Source organism: Phreatobacter stygius (assembly GCF_005144885.1).
Taxonomy (GTDB): domain Bacteria; phylum Pseudomonadota; class Alphaproteobacteria; order Rhizobiales; family Phreatobacteraceae; genus Phreatobacter; species Phreatobacter stygius.
In genome coordinates this window covers 426,096-442,478 of the sequence record NZ_CP039690.1, presented here as the reverse complement: position 1 = coordinate 442,478, position 16,383 = coordinate 426,096, and the positions used below count along the sequence as shown (strand labels likewise).

Genomic DNA, 16,383 nt, shown 5'->3' with positions numbered 1-16,383 from the left:
CCTCTGGGAGAGGGTTAGTGGCGCCCCTTACCCCCTGAGCCCCGCAACCCGCTTGGGCTGCGACGCCGGGCGCTCGCCGAGGCAGCGCATGGCGATGTCGAGGCTGGCAAGGCCGTCGGCGCCGCCGACAACCGGCGCGGACTTGCTGCGCACGGCCTCAACAAAAGCGACCAGTTCGGCGCGCAGCGGCTCGGCATAAGCCACCGACAGGTGGCGCATGGAATAGCTGCCGTCGGGTTTGTAGTCGAAACACTCGGTGACCTGGCGGGTGATCAGGTCGCCGGTGATATATTTGTTGCGGGTGGCGACATGCACGGTGCGCGCCTTGAACGGCGTCAGCCAGTTCGTATTGATATGGGCGAGCACGCCGGACGCGGTGCGGAACTGCAACAGCGCGATGTCCTCGCGCGCCGCATGGATCGAATTGGTCTGCGGCTGGATCTCGGCGATTTCCGAACCGGTGAACCAGCGGATCAGGTCGATGTCGTGCACGGCGAGATCGATGACCACGCCGATATCCGACATGCGCGGCGGGAACGGCCCGACCCGGGTGATCTGGATCGACAGGATGTCCTCGCCGGCGAGCGCCTCCTTGATCGACTGGACCGCCGGGTTGAACCGCTCGACATGGCCGACCATCAAGGTCACGCCGGCCTTCGCCGCCGCGTCGATGATGCGGGTGCCTTCCTCGACCAACTGGGCGATCGGCTTTTCGACCAGCACATGGACGCCGCGGGCAATGGCTTGAAGCGCGATCGGCGTGTGCAGCTGGGTGGGAGCGGCAATGGTCAGCGCGTCGATGCCGGCATCGAGCAGGGCATCCAGGCTCGCAAAACCGCCGCAGCCGAGCCGGCTGGTGACGAATTCGACCTGTTCGACATCGGGATCGGCGACGCCGACCAGGGTGACGCCGGTGAGTTCGGAGAAGACCCGGGCGTGGTTCTTGCCCATCACGCCGCAGCCGATAACGCCTACGCGCAGCGATGCCCCGCCGTCCTGGATCTTGGTCATGCTGGTCGATTCCTTCGAAGATTCGCTTGCCGGGCAACGGCCTTCTGGCGGCACCCGTATACAGTTCGAGGCCAAGCCAGCGCAAATGGCCGGCCATCACGCTCGGTTACCGATTGCGTCCATCCAGATACAAATGGGCTGGCGGCCGATGACCGGCGGATTGCAATGGCCTCTGAGTGCGCCGCTCCGAACCCATCCAGCTTTCCGCGTTGGACAGGCGCGGCCCCGTTCCTTAAACACGTCGCCAACGACATCTCAAGGAGGCGGTCATGCCGGTGCTGGCGGATCTCAAGGTGAAACTCTACACCGACGGGGCGGAAAAGGCCTCGATCCTGGAAATGGTGCAGAAGCCGTGGATCCAGGGCTTCACCACCAACCCCTCGCTCCTGAAAAAGGCCGGCGTGGTCGATTATGCGGCCTATGCCAAAGACCTGGTGGCGGCGGTGCCGAACCATCACATTTCCTTCGAAGTGTTCTCCGACGACCTGAAGGAAATGGAAGCCCAGGCCCGCGTCATCGCCACCTGGGGCAAGAATGTCTATGTCAAGCTGCCGGTGACCAATACGGCGGGCGTGCCGCTCTACGACGTCATCCATAAGCTGTCGCACGAGGGCGTGAAGATCAATTTCACCGCGCTCTATACCGAAGCCCAGGTGAAGGCCTCGGTCGATGCGCTGCGCGGCGGCGCGCCGTCGATCATCTCGGTGTTCGCCGGCCGTCTCGGCGACGCCGGCCACGACTATATGCCGGTCATGAAATATGCGGTCGGGCTTGCCCGCGGCACCGACACGATCGAGGTCATCTGGGCCTCCACCCGCGAGGTCTGGAACGTGCTGGAGGCCGACCGCATCGGCTGCCACATCATCACCGCGCCGGCAGATATCCTGAAGAAGCTCGAAGGCCTCGGCCGGGCGCCGGAGGACATCTCGCTCGACACCGTCAAGGGGTTCCGCACGGACGCGCTGGCCGCGGGCCTGACGCTGCAGGTCTAGTCTCGCGCGGAGAGGTCGGTCGTCCTTCGAGCCTCGAAGGACGACCGACCTTGCTGCCCGCCGCCCCGATCCGAAACGATCTTCCTCCAACACACCGGAACCGTCCTTGATCAGGAGCATCTTCTCGGTCTCGGCCCTGACGCTGGTGAGCCGCGTCATCGGTTTCGTTCGCGACCTGATGCTCGCCAATTTTCTCGGCGCCAGCGCGATCTCCGACGCCTTCAACGTGGCGTTCCGGATCCCCAACCATTTCCGCTCGATCTTTGCCGAAGGCGCCTTCAACGCCGCCTTCGTGCCGGCTTTCGCCAAGGTCGCGGCGCAGCGCGGGCAGGACGCGGCGCTGGTCTTCGCCGACCGGATCTTCGCCTATCTGATGCTAGCGCAGCTGGTGCTTTTGGGGGCAGCCCTGGTGTTCATGCCCGCGGTGGTGTCGCTGCTGGCGCCGGGTTTCGTCGGCGACCCCGCGCGTTTCGGGCTTGCCGTCGAGCTGACCCGCATCACCTTTCCCTACCTCGCCTTCATCTCGCTGGTGGTGCTGCTCGGCGGCGTCCTGAACGCGGTCGGGCGGTTCGCGGCGCCGGCGGCGACCGCCATCCTGCTCAATCTCGCGATGATCGGCACGCTCCTGCTGTCGGGTTATTTCCCGACCGCCGGCCACGCGGTCGCCTGGGGCGTCCTGATCTCCGGCGTGCTGCAGTTCCTGCTGGTCGCGGCGGATGCCTTGCGCGCCAACGTCATGCTGGAATTCCGGCTGCCCAAGGTGACACCCGAGGTCAAGCAGTTCTGGACCACTTTCGTGCCGGCGGCGGCCGGTTCCGCCGGCAGCCAGATCGCCGTCTTCGCCGACACGATCATCGCGAGCTTCCTGGTCGAGGGCGCGATCACCTGGCTCTATTTCGCCGACCGGATGAACCAGCTGCCGATCGGCGTCATCGCGGTGGCGGTCGGCACCGTGCTCCTGTCGGAAATGAGCCGGCGGATCGCCGCCGGCGACGAGGCCGGCGCGCGCCACGCGCAGCTGCGCGCCATCGAGCTGACCCTGGTGTTCACGCTGCCGGCGGTCGCCGCCTTCATGATCCTGCCGGAAACGCTGATGGGCGCCCTGTTCGTCCACGGCAAGTTCACCGCCGCCGACGCCCTGCAATCGGCCCGCGCGCTCTCGGCCTATGCCTTCGGGCTCGCCGCCTTCGTGCTGATCCGCGCCTTCACGGTGACCTTCCATTCGCGCGGCGACACCCGCACGCCGGTCATTGCCATGGTCGTCGCCATCCTGATCAATATCGGGCTGAAGCTCGTGCTGATGCAGCCGCTCGGCCATGTCGGCCTGGCGCTGGCCACCGGCGTGGGGGCCTGGATCAATCTCATCCTGCTCGGCTGGTTCGCCAGGCGGCAGGGCCTGATCGGCCTGGACGACCGGGCCAAACGTGTGCTGCCGCGCCTGTTCATCGCCTTCGCCACGCTCTCAGCCGTGCTGCTCGGCGGCTCCTATGGCCTGAAAAGCCTGATCGGCACCGGCGGCGGCGCCGACCGCATCGCGCTGGTCGTGCTCATGGCGCTCGGCGCGCTCGCTTATGGCGGTGCGCTGATCGTGCTGTTCGGCCGCGAGTTCATCCCCGAGCTGAAGCGGTTGAGAAGGGGCGTGGGCGCCACCGAGGGGTAGGGGCAATTGGGCGATCGGCCGGGCTGACCTTCACCACTCCTCGGCGGGGAGAGGTGAAGGGGTGGTTCTGGTGCGAGCGCGTCGGCCGCGCTGAATGAGTGCGGCGTCGTCTATGGCGGCGCGCTGGTCGCGCTGTTCGGCAAGGACGTCATGGTCGGCCTGAAGCGACTGCGGCGTGGGGCGCAGGGCCGGCAGTTCGGGCGCGCTCGGCCAGAGCCTCGCGGCCGCAATCGGCCAGCATCAGAAACATCATCGCGAAGAAGCTCCTTGCCGCATCGGCGAGCACCGGACGGAAAACGATGAGCTCGTCGCCTGCGCCGACGCGCGCGATGAAACCCTGTGCCTCGGCGTCGCGCAGCAATTTGCGCATGTGGGGACGGGACACCGAGACGCGCCGGGCCAGCGCCGAGATGGAAGCGGTGACCGGACGGCTCGGCGGCACGGTGTCGTCCGCCTCGCCGGACGTGATGAGGCTGGTCAGGAGCACCATGCCGCCGCTGCGCTCGGCGAACAGCCCGAGCTCCGGCGCATGGGTGAGGAACCGGAAGCCTGCGCTGAAACGTGCGTGCATGGCGCCAAGCAGCGCGGCGACATAGGCCGGATCGTCGAGAGCGGCGACCAACCGGGGCCCGTCGGCAAAAAGCGGCGCCATGGCCCCGAAGTTGAACCTCCAGCGCTCCTGCATCAGCTGGACGAGCTTGTCGGTGGCGATGAGCCTTTGTCGCCGGCGATCCGTCTTGGCCGGATCGGGCGCCAGGTAGCCGGCAATCCGCATCAGCTGCAGCATCACTGCGGCGCGGCCTCGGCTGCAGATCTGTTGGGCGACCGCGATCTCCTTCATCGCGGTGGGCGTGATGCCGGAGGCAGGGTCGGCGGGGTCGCGCGTCATATGCAGATGCAGCGCGAAATAGCTGAAGAGCATGCGGCTGCGGTCGTCCACCAGCCAGTTGAGCAGGTGGCTTCCCCGATGAAGCCGGACGATGCCATCAGCCGATTGGCGCATGGCCTGGGCAAAGCCCGGATGGGCTGCGAGAGCCAGTCTCGCCTCGGCATTGGCGGCAGTCGAGACGATGGCCGGTCGTTCCTGCCTGGATGACGTCATGCCGTTCAAAATTGCCTGTCTGCCGAGGCGAGCGTCGCCGGATTTGTCGGGCGGCGCCAGCATGGCACGCTGCCTGCGGAAATTAGAACCAAATTTCTCCAGTTGTCTTGTCCGATCGGCGGTTTAGCTTCGCCCACAATCGTCGGCGGCGCGGTCTGCCGCGGCATCAGCCAGGGACCCCGGCCGTGTCCGTCGTTGTTCGCCCACGTCTTGTCGCTCTTCTGCTGTCCGGGGCCGCCGTCGGTCTGGCCTGGGCGCCGCAACGGGCCGCGGCGCAGTTCGTCTGCGCCGACGCGACCGCCTATGCCGGCGGGTCGACCGCGACGGCCATCTCTTCGGTTGCCTGCGGAACCAATAATATCGCATCCGGCAGCGCCGCCCTTGTCATCGGCACCAGCAGCCAGGCGACGGGCAGCAACAGCATAGCTCTCGGCGCCGGCGCCGCGGCGAGCGCCCAGAACAGCAGCGCCATCGGCTATCTCAGCACGGCCAGCGGTGTCAGCGGCCTGGCCTTCGGGGCGAACAGCCAGGCGAGCCAGGACTACAGCATGGCCTTCGGGGCGAGCAGCGTGGCGAGCGGCACCTATGGCTCGGCCTTCGGGACGAACAGCCGAGCGAGCGGCGCCTATGGCACGGCCGTCGGCTACCGCTCCGCCGCGACCGCCGTCACCAGCAGCGCCTTTGGTTACAACAGCCAGGCGAGCGGCTCCGACAGTTCCGCCATCGGCGCCGGGTCGGTCTCGACTGGCAGCGATGGCAGCGCCTTCGGCCATTCCAGCGTGGCGAGCGGCGCTGGAAGTTCCGCCATCGGTGCTTATGCGACCGCCTCGGGCACCACCAGCGGCGCCTTCGGCTATTCCAGCACGGTAACCGGGGACAACGGCACCGCCGTCGGCGCCTTCGCGTCGGTGTCCGGTACCAACGGCACGTCCATCGGCGCCTACGCTTCGGCGACCGGTAACAACAGCAGCGCCATCGGCTATGAGAGCACGGCCGGCGGCATCAACAGCAACGCCATCGGCTATTCCAGCACGGCCAGCGGAAACAACAGCATAGCGGTCGGCACCGATGCGTCGGCTACCGGCTCTTCCAGCCAGGCCTTCGGCACCTATGCATGGGCGAGCGGCAGCGTCAGTCTGGCGGTGGGCTACAACAGCGTGGCGTCGAACTCCCATACGGCCGCGGTCGGTTCCTGGGCGCAGGCGACCGGCGCCTATGGCAACGCCTTCGGCACCATGGCGACGGCGTCCGGCCACATGAGCCTGGCGGTGGGCTATAACAGCCTCGCGGCGGGCGCCAATGCGATGGCGATCGGCGCCTCCGCGTCGTCGCCCGGCACCAACAGCAGCGCCCTCGGCTACGCCAGCGCCGCGATCGGCGCCAACAGCGTCGCCCTCGGTGCAAATTCCAGGACGACCGGCAGCAGCAGTGTCGCCCTCGGCGCAGGCTCGGTCGCCGCGGAGGCGAACACGATCTCGGTCGGCTCGACCGGCAATGAGCGGCGCATCGTCAATGTCGCCGCCGGCACGCTCTCGGCGACCAGCACCGATGCGGTCAATGGCAGCCAGCTTTATGCCGCCAACAGCGCCCTGGCGCAGATGCTGGGCGTCTCGCTCACCGGCGGCGGCACCTTCGGCACGCCGGGCTACACGATCGGCGGCACCAGCTACACGAACCTTTCCACGGCCTTCGCGGCTGTTGATTCGACCCTGTCGAGCCACGGCACCTCGATCTCCAGCCTGCAGAGCACGGTGAGTTCCCTGACGGCGCTCGCCGCCTATGTGCGGGTCAATTCCTCGGCAGCAGCGGCCGTTGCCTCGGGCAGTGAGGCGGTGGCGATGGGTGGCGGCGCGCGCGCGGCCGGCAATGCCGCCACCGCGGTCGGCGCCAACAGCACGGCGAGCGGCGTCAATGCCTCCGCCTTCGGTGCTTCGGCCTCGGCATCCGGCCTCAACGCCACCGCGCTCGGCACCGGCGCGACGGCCTCTGGCGGGGCGGCCTTCGCCGGCGGCTCCGGCGCCCTTGCCAGCGGCGACCATGCGCTGGCGCTGGGCACCGGCGCCCAGGCAACCGAGGCCGGCGCCGTCGCCATCGGCCTTTCCGCTTCGTCGACGGGTACCAACGCCATCGCCATCGGCGCCGGCGCCTCGGCCACGGGTTCGGTCGCGGTCGGCGTGCAGGCGAGCGCGGCCAATGGCGGTTCCGCTTATGGCGACTATGCGACGGCCACCGCCACCGGCGCGACGGCGATCGGCCGCAGCGCCTCGGCGGCGGTGACCAACGGCACGGCGCTCGGTTCCGGCGCGAGCGTGACCGCGGCCAATGCCGTGGCGCTCGGCGCCGGCTCCGTCGCCAGCGCGGCGAATACGGTCTCGGTCGGCTCCTCCGGCAATGAGCGGCGCATCACCCATGTGGCCGCCGGGGTTACCGCCACCGATGCGGTGAATGTCAGCCAGCTCAATGCCGCGACCTCGGGCCTCCAGTCGCAGATCAGCGGCATGCAGGATCAGATCGCCACCAACCGGACCGAAGCACGGCGCGGCATCGCCGCGGCCTCGGCATTGGCCGTTGCCATGACGCCTTCGGCGCCCGGCAAGACCACCATCACCATGAATGTCGGCTTCTTCCGTGGCGAGACCGGCATCGGGCTTGCCGTGGCCCATCGGCTCAATCTCGATTTACCCTACAAGACGATCATCCATGGCAGCTACGCCAATGGCGGCGGCAACACCCATATCGGCCGCGTCGGCGCCGCCCTCGAATTCTGATCCCGGAGAGCTCCCATGGACGCCAGGACACTTTGGAAAAACAGGACACTTTGGAAAAACAGGACGCCTCGGAAAAACGGGATACCTTGGAAAAAGTGGCTAACGGCTGCCGGCTGCGCCCTCGCTCTTGCCGGTTTCGCCGCCGGGCCCGCCGTCGCTCAGCAGGCCATGCCGCCGCTGCAAGCGCCGCAGCCGGGCTTCCCGCCTCCGGTGCCCGTCGCCCAGCAACCGACGCCGCAGGTCCAGCCCAATCCCCAATGGGGGCAGATGCCGCGCATGCAGCTCGAGCGCCAGTTCGCCGGGCCGCTGCGCGACACCGTCATCCAGCGCTGGCGCGATCCGGCCGACGGCTCGATCTGCTACATCTATCTGCCGATCACCGCCGCGCATTCGCCGCCGGTCGGCGGCGGCTTCGTCCAATATGGGTCGAACACGATCGGCACGATCAGCTGCACGCCGGGGCCGGCCCCGCGCAGCGCCGTGGCGCCGGCGCGGCAGAATACAGCTGCGGCCGCGCGACCGGCGACGCAGCGCTGAGCTGAAGTGGCTCAGGCGCGGCGTGGGTGCGCCCGTGGGGCAGGGGCAACGAGCCCTCTCCGAAAGGGAGAGAGTTGATTTGTCGGTGCTTTTTGCGATCCGCCCCTACCGCTTCCGCTCGGTCGGGGTGACGCTGGCATAACCGATCTTGCCGCCGCGCAGATAGGTGACCTCGAGCGGCCGACCGATACGCGCCGAGACCATCAGCCGGATCACGTCGTCGGCGCCGGTCACCGGCGTGCCGTCGAGAAACAGCACCACGTCGCCGTCGCGCAGGCCCGCCTTGGCCGCCGGGCCGCCAGTGTCGACGGAAGCGATCATCGCGCCGCTCTCGACCGCGAGATTGAGCGCCAGCGCGACGCGGCGCGGGATCGCCACCTGCTGGGCGCCGACGCCGAGATAGGCGCGCCGGACATGGCCGTGGCGGATCAGCTCGCCGAGCACGACCTGCGCCGTGTTGGAGGCGACCGCGAAACAGATGCCCTGGGCGCCCATGATGACGGCGGTGTTGATGCCGACGACCTCACCGGTCGAGGCGACCAGCGGCCCGCCGGAATTGCCCGGGTTGAGCGCCGCGTCGGTCTGGATGACGTCGTCGATCAGCCGGCCGGTCTGGGCCCTGAGCGACCGGCCGAGCGCCGAGATGACGCCGGTCGTGACCGTCGATTCGAACCCTAAGGGGTTGCCGATGGCGACCACCAGCTGGCCGCGCTTCAAGGCCTTGGAATCGCCGAGCCGGGCGGCCGGCAGCAGAGCCGGGTCGTCGACCCGGACCAAGGCGAGGTCGGTGTCGGGATCGTCGCCGACCAGGCGCGCCGACAATTCGCGGCCGTCCTGGGTCGCGACCTTGATGGCGCGGGCGCCGCCGGCGACATGGCTGTTGGTGAGCAAAAGGCCGTCGGGCGCGATGATGACGCCCGAACCGGTGCCGGGGCGGCGACCATCCCGGCCGGTGACGGTCAGCTTGACCACCGCCGGGCCGACATCGTCGACCACCTTGATCACGGCATTGGAATAGGCGTCGAGCAGGGCGCCGTCGTCGATCGCGGCGGCAGGTGGTGACGAAACGCCCGGAGCGTCGTCGTCGAGGACGAAACGAGGGGAAACAGCGAGCATCGGGGCTCTCCTGAAGGGGTTGCGCAATCACATAGGAAAGCCGGGGCGCGGTTGCGAGAGGGGCCGGGGGCGAGGAGGACCACGCGTGCATTGCGCCGTTGCGTCAGGCAGGCCTTGCGCGATGCAGCATTGCCGTTCCATCCTGGACGCCTACCTCCCGGAGCTTATTCATGACGCCGACGAAATTCGGAATGGGTCAGGCGCTGACCCGCCTCGAGGATGCGCCGCTGCTGAAAGGCGAGGGGCGTTATGTCGCCGACCTCGTGCCGGAAGGCGCCCTGGTCGGTTATGTCGTGCGTGCGCCTTATGCCTTTGCCGATTTCACCATCACCGATACCTCGGCCGCGCGCGCCATGAAGGGCGTCAAGGCGATCTTCACGGCCGAGGACCTGACCGAGATCGGCCTGCTGCCGCTGATGTCGGTCGTGCCGACCAAGAACCGCAAGCCGATCGTCGCGCCGCCCTGGGAGGTGCTCTGCTCGAAGACCGTGCGCCATGGCGGCGACGGCATCGCCTTCGTGGTCGCCGATACGCTGGAGCGGGCGAAGGACGCGGCCGAGGCGATCGAGGTCGACTATAGTCCGCGGGCGCCGGCGATCGACGCGGTCGACGCCTTGAAGCCGGGTGCGCCGCAGGTCTGGCCGGACATCCCGGGCAATCTGGCGGCCGAAGTGGTGCTGGGCGACGAGGCGGCAACGGAAAAGGCCTTCGCCAAGGCGGCGCGCACGGTCAGCCTGACCATCGTCAACAACCGCCTGGTCACCAATTACATGGAGACCCGCGGCTGCCTGGTCGAATATGACGCCAAGGCCAAGAGCTATACGCTGACCATGGGCAGCCAGGGTTCGCATGGCGTGCAGGCGATCCTGGCCGACAAGATCTTCAAGATCCCGAAGGACCGGATCCGGGTCATCACGCCTGACGTCGGCGGCGGCTTCGGCACCAAGACCTTCATGTTCCGCGAATATCCCCTGTGCATGCTGGCGGCGCAGAAGCTGAAAAAGCCGGTCGCCTGGGTGCAGGACCGCGCCGAACATTTCATGGCCTGCTCGCAGGGCCGCGACAATGTCTCGACCGCCACCGCAGCGCTCGACAAGCGCGGCAAGATCCTGGCCGTCAAGGTCGACACCATTGCCGACATGGGCGCCTATCTCTCGCAATATTCGACCTTCATCCCCTATGTCGGGGCGCTGATGCTGGCTGGCGTCTACGCCATTCCGGCCATGTATGTGCACCTGACCTATGCCTATACCAACACCGTGCCGGTGGACGCCTATCGGGGCGCCGGCCGGCCGGAAGCGGCCTATCTGATCGAGCGGCTGATGGATCGGATCGCACTGGAAACCGGCCTGACGCCGGCCGAGGTGCGCCGGCGCAATTTCATCACGCCCGACCAGTTCCCGTGGAAGACGCCGGTTGGCCGGACCTATGATTCCGGCGAGTTCGACGGCCACATGACACGCGCCATGGACGTCGCCGGCTGGGACACCATCAAGGACCGGGTCAAGGCCGCGAAGAAGGCCGGCAAGGTGCGTGGCATCGGCATGGCCACCTATATCGAGGCCTGCGGCGGCGGAAACCCGGAAAATGCCTGGCTGACGCTGGAAAAGGACGGCGGCGTGACGCTCTTGATCGGCACCCAGTCGAACGGCCAGGGCCACAAGACCGCTTATGCCCAGCTCACCTCCCAGCATCTCGATATTCCGATCGACCGGATCACCGTGATCCAGGGCGACACCGCGCTGATCCCGACCGGCACCGGCACCGGCGGCTCGCGTTCGCTGCCGGTCGGCGGCGCCGCCGTCGATGTCGGCGCGCGCAAGCTCGTCGACGTCATCAAGGAGCTGGCGGCGGCCGAGATGGAGGTTGGCATCGGCGACCTCGAAATCTCGGGCGGCGAGGTGCGGGTGGTCGGCACCGACAAGGCGCTCGCCTATGACAAGATCGCCAATCTGCCCGGCGCCGGGGACAAGCTGAAGACCCACGGCACCTGGACGCCGCCGGAACCGACCTTTCCGAACGGCACCCATATCGCCGAGGTCGAGATCGATCCGGAGACCGGCCAAACGCAAGTCATCGCCTATACGGTGGTCGACGATTTCGGCGTGACCATCAACCCGACCATGCTGGCCGGCCAGGTCCATGGCGGCATCGTCCAGGGCATCGGCCAGGCGCTCCTGGAGCGCACGGTCTATGACAAGGAGAGCGGCCAGCTCCTGACCGCCTCGTTCATGGACTATGCCATGCCGCGCGCCGACCATATCCCGAACTTCCACTTCGAGACCCGCAACGTGCCCTGCGTGACCAATCTCCTCGGGGTCAAAGGCGCCGGCGAGGCCGGCACCATCGGCGCCTGTCCGGCGGTCATGAACGCGATGGTCGATGCGCTCTGGCGCGCCTATGGCATCAAGGAGATCGACATGCCGGCAACCCCTCAGCTGGTCTGGTCGACCATCCAGGACGCGACGGCCAAGACCCGGGCTGCCTGAGGGGGTTGGCGAGGCTAAATCAACCCTCTCCCTTTGGGAGAGGGTGCCCGCGTCAGCGGGCGGGTGCGGGGCGTAAGCGCCCCGAACTGACGCCACGGTGGGGCGAGCATGTCGCCTTATCCGGAGATGGACGACCCCTCACCCGGCGCCTGACGGCGCCACCCTCTCCCTTTGGGAGAGGGTTGATTCGGTTGCGCTTTTCGCGCCGGAAACGATCCTGGAGATCGATCGTGACAATGGCCTATTCTTCCATTTCCGCCGCATCGCCCCGGCATTCCGCGATCAGCCAGCGGCGAAAGCTCGCGACCTCCGGCCGCATGCGGGCAAGGCGCGGCACCAGCAGATAGAAGGCGCGTTCCGAGGCGACCCGGATATCCATGCCGAAAGGCGCGACGAGCCGGCCGAAGTGCAGGTCGTCGGCGACGAGGGCTGCCGGCGCCAGCGCCACGCCCTGGCCGTCGAGCGCCGCCGCCAAAGCGAGAGCGGTCTGGTTGAAGCGGCGCCCGACCGCGCGCGGCGCCGGGGCATTCGCAAGCTCCAGCCACAGCGGCCATGAATCATGGGCGTCGTGCAGCAGCATGGCGTCGGCGAGAGCGTCCGTGGTCGCCAATGTCGCGCCGACGACCGGGCTGCAGACCGGAAAGAGATCGTCGGCGAGCAGGCGCTCGACCTCCAGCGTCCGGTCGAATGGCGGGGCGGCGAGACGCACGGCCATGTCGGGCAGGCCCGCGGCGCCGAGCCGCTCGGTCACCTCCGAGGCCAGGACGCGCACCTCGACGTCGGGGGCGATGGCGGCGAAACGCCCGAGCCGTGGAATGAGCCAGCGGGCGGCGAAGGACGGCGTCACCGTCACCGTCACGCCGCGCCGCTCGTGCTGCCGCGCCGGCTCGATCGCGGCCATCGCGCCGCCGATCAGCACGAAGGCGCGCCGGATCTGCGGATGGAAGGCGCGTCCCGCCGGGGTCAGCGCAAGGCCTCTCGGCTCGCGCTCGAACAGCGCCACGCCGAGGCTTGCCTCCAGCGCGCGCACCTGTTGCGCCACGGCGCCATGGGTCACGCCGAGCTCTTCCGCGGCAAGGCGGATATTGAGATGGCGCGCGGCGGCATCGAAGGCGCGCAGGGTAGCGAGAGGCGGCATTCGCGACATGGCTTAAGCCTGTAGCAGTGCTACAGTCTCGCTGCACGAGGAATCCATGGTGCGGGCGGCCGCCGGCGGCTAAGACCCAAGGGCATAACGACCAGAAAACATCACGCCCAGAAAACACAACGACCAGGACAGGATCGGCCATGACAAAAAAGGTTGCCATCGTCACCGCGGGCGGCAGCGGCATGGGGGCTGCGACCGCGCGCCGCCTCGCCAGGGATGGTTTCGAGGTCGCGATCCTCTCGTCATCGGGCAAGGGCGAGGCGTTGGCCAAGGAGTTGGGCGGCATCGGCGTCACCGGGTCCAACCAGTCGAACGACGATCTGAAGCGCCTGGTCGAGGCCACCGTCGACCGCTGGGGGCGTGTCGACGTTCTGGTCAACAGTGCCGGCCACGGGCCGCGCGCGCCGATCCTCGACCTGTCGGATGAAGACTGGCACCGGGGCATGGAGGTCTATTTCCTGAGCGCGGTCCGACCGACCCGGCTGGTGACACCGATCATGCAGGCCCAGGGCGGCGGCTCCATCGTCAATATCTCGACCGCCTGGGCCTTCGAGCCGGATGCCATGTTCCCGACCTCGGCGGTGTCGCGAGCTGGCCTTGCCGCCTTCACCAAGATCTTCGTCGACACCTATGCGGCGGACAATATCCGCATGAACAACGTGCTGCCCGGCTGGATCGACAGCCTGCCGGCCACCGAGGAGCGGCGCCGGGGCGTGCCGCTGCAACGTTATGGCAAAAGCGACGAGATCGCCGGCACCATCGCTTTCCTGGTCTCGGCGGATGCCGGCTATATCACCGGCCAGAACATTCGCGTCGATGGCGGCATCACCCGGGCGATCTGAACGCTCGGGCGCTGCGGACCTTTGGGCGCGGGGACAGGGTGCGAGCGTTGTCTTGCCCATTTGCCTGGCTTGCGTGATCTCGACGCGCGTTGCCTGGCACCAGCAGACCTTGGGGTCGGCCGGAACCGCGACTTACGGTTCCGGTCGCATCGACCTTGGTCTGAGCCGACCGGGCGGCGGGTGCGCGCCGGGCCGAGCCCGGCCGGCCGAGGCGGCGGAAGCCTCAAGCGTTGGCGGGGCGCCGAATGTTTTCCAAAACTCGGGTTCAAGGACTGGCGTCGGCCGCCTAGAAGAGCGAGTATCGAATACGAGAGACTATGTCGCCTCGTCTCGTATTCGCGATTTCCGAATTCTGCGGCTTTTGGCGGATCTCACATGAGCGAGCCGAGAGATGCTGACATCGCCAACGAAACCGCATCGGGAGGCGGCGGTTCGGCGCGCAGTTCTGATCGGGCCGAGTACGGACTTTGGTCGCTCCTGAAGGCCGCCCTCCAACCCTGGAATGCGCTCGGTCTGGAGCATCAGTTCCTGATTGCCGCCACTCTGGCTGTCGGCCTGTCGATGGCGAGCCTGGGCTATTGGGTGGAACAGCGTGTCCGGTCGAGCTGGGTGCAGGGCATGGCGCAGATCGGGGCCCTGTCGGTGCAGGGCTATCTGGCGCGCCACGTTCAGATGCTCGACACGTCGCGTGTCCTTCCGCAAGAGAGCCGCGACGAGATCCAGTCCCTGCTGTCCCGCACCAGCCTGGGCACCGGCGTCGCCATCATCAAGATCTGGGGGCTCGACGGCAGCCTGATCTTCAGCACCCGGGCGTCCGATACGCATTCGGAGCTCGGCGCCAGAACCATCGAGCGGGTCAAGGCCGGCCAGGTCGTGGTTCATCCCTATTATGATGAAGTCACCGGCAGTTCCAGCTATATTGGAATCTATGCGCCATTGCGCAAAGAGGTCACGGGAGAGATCATCGCCATTGGCGAGTTCTATGAATATAGTAATTTTCTCGATCAAGAAATCAAGGACGTCAAATACGCTACGTGGCTCGTCATATTTCTTGCTTCATTCGTCATCGTGATTTTGTTGCAACTGATGATCAAGCGGGCGAGTTACCTTATCAGTGCCCAGCAGGATCTGCTCAGGGCAAATCTGGCGCGTGCGGGCGCGCTGGCGGAGCGCAACAATATCCTGCGGCGCGCCGCCGATCGCGCACGGCTGAACGCCACGGTCCTGAACGAAGCCTATCTCGCCAGCATCGGCGCGGACATTCACGACGGCCCGATCCAGATGCTGAGCCTGATGATGCTGAAATTGCCCGATACCGGCGTTCAGGCGGAAGAGCCGGGCGCGGCGGGCCGTACCACAGCCAGCGTCCGGGCGGATCTCGAGCCCCTGATTCAGCAGACGCTGGCCGACCTGCGCAACCTGTCGGCCGGCCTGGTGCTTCCCGAAGTCGAAAATCTGTCTGCCGCGGAGACGGTCCGGCTGGCGATCACGCGTCACGAGCATCAGACCGGCACGACGGTGATGCGTGATGTCGCGGACATGCCGCTGAATGTGCCGCGCGCGATCCGGGTCTGCGCCTATCGGATCGTGCAGGAGGGACTGACCAATGCCTACAAGCATGCCGGCGGCCACGGTCAAAGGGTCTCGGCGCGGCTCCAGGCCGGCATGCTCGAGATCGTGGTCGGCGACAGCGGCTCGGCGCCGCCGCCGCGGCCCTTGTCGTCGCCGGCGGCCGCCAAGCTCGGGTTGCGCGGCATGAAGAACCGCATCAAGGCGCTGCGCGGCAGCCTCGTCGTCCGCAGGCTGGCGGGCGGTGGAACCGAGATCCTGGCGAGCTTGCCGGTGCGGGTCTAGTCAGCGGCGTGATCCTGCCCGTGCGCCGGCGGCAGGTTGCCGTTGTCGAGGGCCGCGGGACGGAGCTTCTGCGCCGCGATGACAACCTCGACGCGGTTGCGGGCGTGCAGCTTGAGCATCAGGTTGGTCATATAGGCCTTGACCGTCTTCTCGCTGAGCGACAGGGCGGAGGCGATCTCCCGGTTCTGCTTGCCGCAAAGCAGCAGCTTGACGATCTGGTCCTCGCGGACGCTGAACTTGTTGTTCTGGTGCGCGGTCTTTTCCACCGCCCGGGTCTGCAAGGCGCCGATCACTTTCGCGGCGAAATAGGGCGTGATGAAAATCTCGCCCCGGCAGGCCGCGGCAATCGCCTCCATCAGGTCGTCGGCGGAACTGCCCTTCAGGACATAACCCCTGGCGCCGGCGTCCAGCGCCTTGAGGGCATGGTCGGTGCTGGTCGATGCCGTGAAGACGATGATCTTCATCTCGGGCGCGGCCTTGGCGGCCTCGGCGATGGCCTGGTAGGCGTCGCCCGGCATATTGAGATCGACGATCATGGCGTCGGGCCGGCTGGTGGCGATGATCGTGCGGATGTCGTCTGCGGACGAGCCGGTTGCGGCAAGCGAAAAACCATCGCGGCGGTGTATCAGGGCGGCAATGCCTTCCCGCAGAAGAGGGTGGTCGTCGACGACCGCAATTGCGATCTCCACCATCGTCTTCCCTCACTCACTGGCTTACGCGAAACAACGATATGCTGGCGCAAATGGCGGTATCTGTAAACCTCCTCCTGAATCGAATATGAACCCGGAACGACAAATGTGAATGATCGGATGGGCTTAGCTGGCGCGCCCGATGGCCGCCGAATTGTTCGATGGGCGCGCAGACG

12 protein-coding genes are annotated in these 16,383 nt (G+C 67.2%); 7 read left to right on the top strand and 5 right to left on the bottom strand.

The features are described 5' to 3' along the window. Window positions 1–27: 27 nt before the first annotated feature. A complete protein-coding gene (locus E8M01_RS02110; RefSeq protein WP_136958597.1) occupies window positions 28–1,011 on the bottom strand; it encodes a Gfo/Idh/MocA family protein in 984 nt (327 codons plus the stop codon). Window positions 1,012–1,280: 269 nt separating this feature from the next. On the opposite strand from E8M01_RS02110, the gene E8M01_RS02105 reads away from it, so the two are divergent. After that, entirely contained in the window at window positions 1,281–2,003 is a 723-nt protein-coding gene (locus E8M01_RS02105) for a transaldolase (protein WP_136958596.1), read from the top strand. A 106-nt stretch (window positions 2,004–2,109) separates the two neighbouring features. Further along, on the top strand, window positions 2,110–3,663 hold the full coding sequence (gene murJ / locus E8M01_RS02100) for a murein biosynthesis integral membrane protein MurJ (RefSeq protein ID WP_136958595.1): 1,554 nt from the start codon (window positions 2,110–2,112) through the stop codon (window positions 3,661–3,663). A 148-nt stretch (window positions 3,664–3,811) separates the two neighbouring features. On the opposite strand, the gene E8M01_RS02095 is transcribed toward murJ, so the two are convergent. Further along, window positions 3,812–4,828, bottom strand: a complete 1,017-nt coding sequence (locus tag E8M01_RS02095; protein WP_136958594.1) for a hypothetical protein — start codon at window positions 4,826–4,828, stop codon at window positions 3,812–3,814. Between the two features lie 122 nt (window positions 4,829–4,950). Here E8M01_RS02095 and E8M01_RS02090 point away from each other — a divergent pair, with 122 nt between their 5' ends. Further along, window positions 4,951–7,533 carry a YadA family autotransporter adhesin gene (locus tag E8M01_RS02090; protein ID WP_136958593.1) on the top strand — a complete coding sequence of 861 codons (2,583 nt, stop codon included), beginning with the start codon at window positions 4,951–4,953 and terminating at the stop codon, window positions 7,531–7,533. Window positions 7,534–7,701: 168 nt separating this feature from the next. Then, a complete protein-coding gene (locus E8M01_RS02085; RefSeq protein ID WP_170181731.1) occupies window positions 7,702–8,070 on the top strand; it encodes a hypothetical protein in 369 nt (122 codons plus the stop codon). A 105-nt stretch (window positions 8,071–8,175) separates the two neighbouring features. On the opposite strand, the gene E8M01_RS02080 is transcribed toward E8M01_RS02085, so the two are convergent. Continuing rightward, entirely contained in the window at window positions 8,176–9,186 is a 1,011-nt protein-coding gene (locus E8M01_RS02080; protein WP_136958592.1) for a S1C family serine protease, read from the bottom strand. Between the two features lie 170 nt (window positions 9,187–9,356). On the opposite strand from E8M01_RS02080, the gene E8M01_RS02075 reads away from it, so the two are divergent. Beyond that, window positions 9,357–11,675 (top strand): xanthine dehydrogenase family protein molybdopterin-binding subunit, encoded by a 2,319-nt coding sequence (locus E8M01_RS02075; protein WP_136958591.1) that lies wholly within the window; start codon window positions 9,357–9,359, stop codon window positions 11,673–11,675. A gap of 241 nt (window positions 11,676–11,916) precedes the next feature. Here E8M01_RS02075 and E8M01_RS02070 read toward each other — a convergent pair whose 3' ends face one another. Next, window positions 11,917–12,813: a LysR substrate-binding domain-containing protein gene (locus E8M01_RS02070; protein WP_136958590.1), complete on the bottom strand. Its 897-nt coding sequence runs from the start codon at window positions 12,811–12,813 to the stop codon at window positions 11,917–11,919. A gap of 149 nt (window positions 12,814–12,962) precedes the next feature. On the opposite strand from E8M01_RS02070, the gene E8M01_RS02065 reads away from it, so the two are divergent. Together E8M01_RS02065 and E8M01_RS02060 are read left to right on the top strand one after the other, a co-directional pair. After that, window positions 12,963–13,664, top strand: coding sequence for an SDR family oxidoreductase (locus E8M01_RS02065; protein WP_136958589.1), 702 nt, complete (start codon window positions 12,963–12,965; stop codon window positions 13,662–13,664). A gap of 375 nt (window positions 13,665–14,039) precedes the next feature. Further along, window positions 14,040–15,518, top strand: a complete 1,479-nt coding sequence (locus E8M01_RS02060; protein ID WP_136958588.1) for a sensor histidine kinase — start codon at window positions 14,040–14,042, stop codon at window positions 15,516–15,518. Here the strand turns inward: E8M01_RS02060 and E8M01_RS02055 are convergent. Continuing rightward, window positions 15,515–16,210, bottom strand: coding sequence for a response regulator (locus E8M01_RS02055; protein ID WP_136958587.1), 696 nt, complete (start codon window positions 16,208–16,210; stop codon window positions 15,515–15,517). The genes E8M01_RS02060 and E8M01_RS02055 overlap by 4 nt on opposite strands. Window positions 16,211–16,383 lie beyond the last annotated feature (173 nt).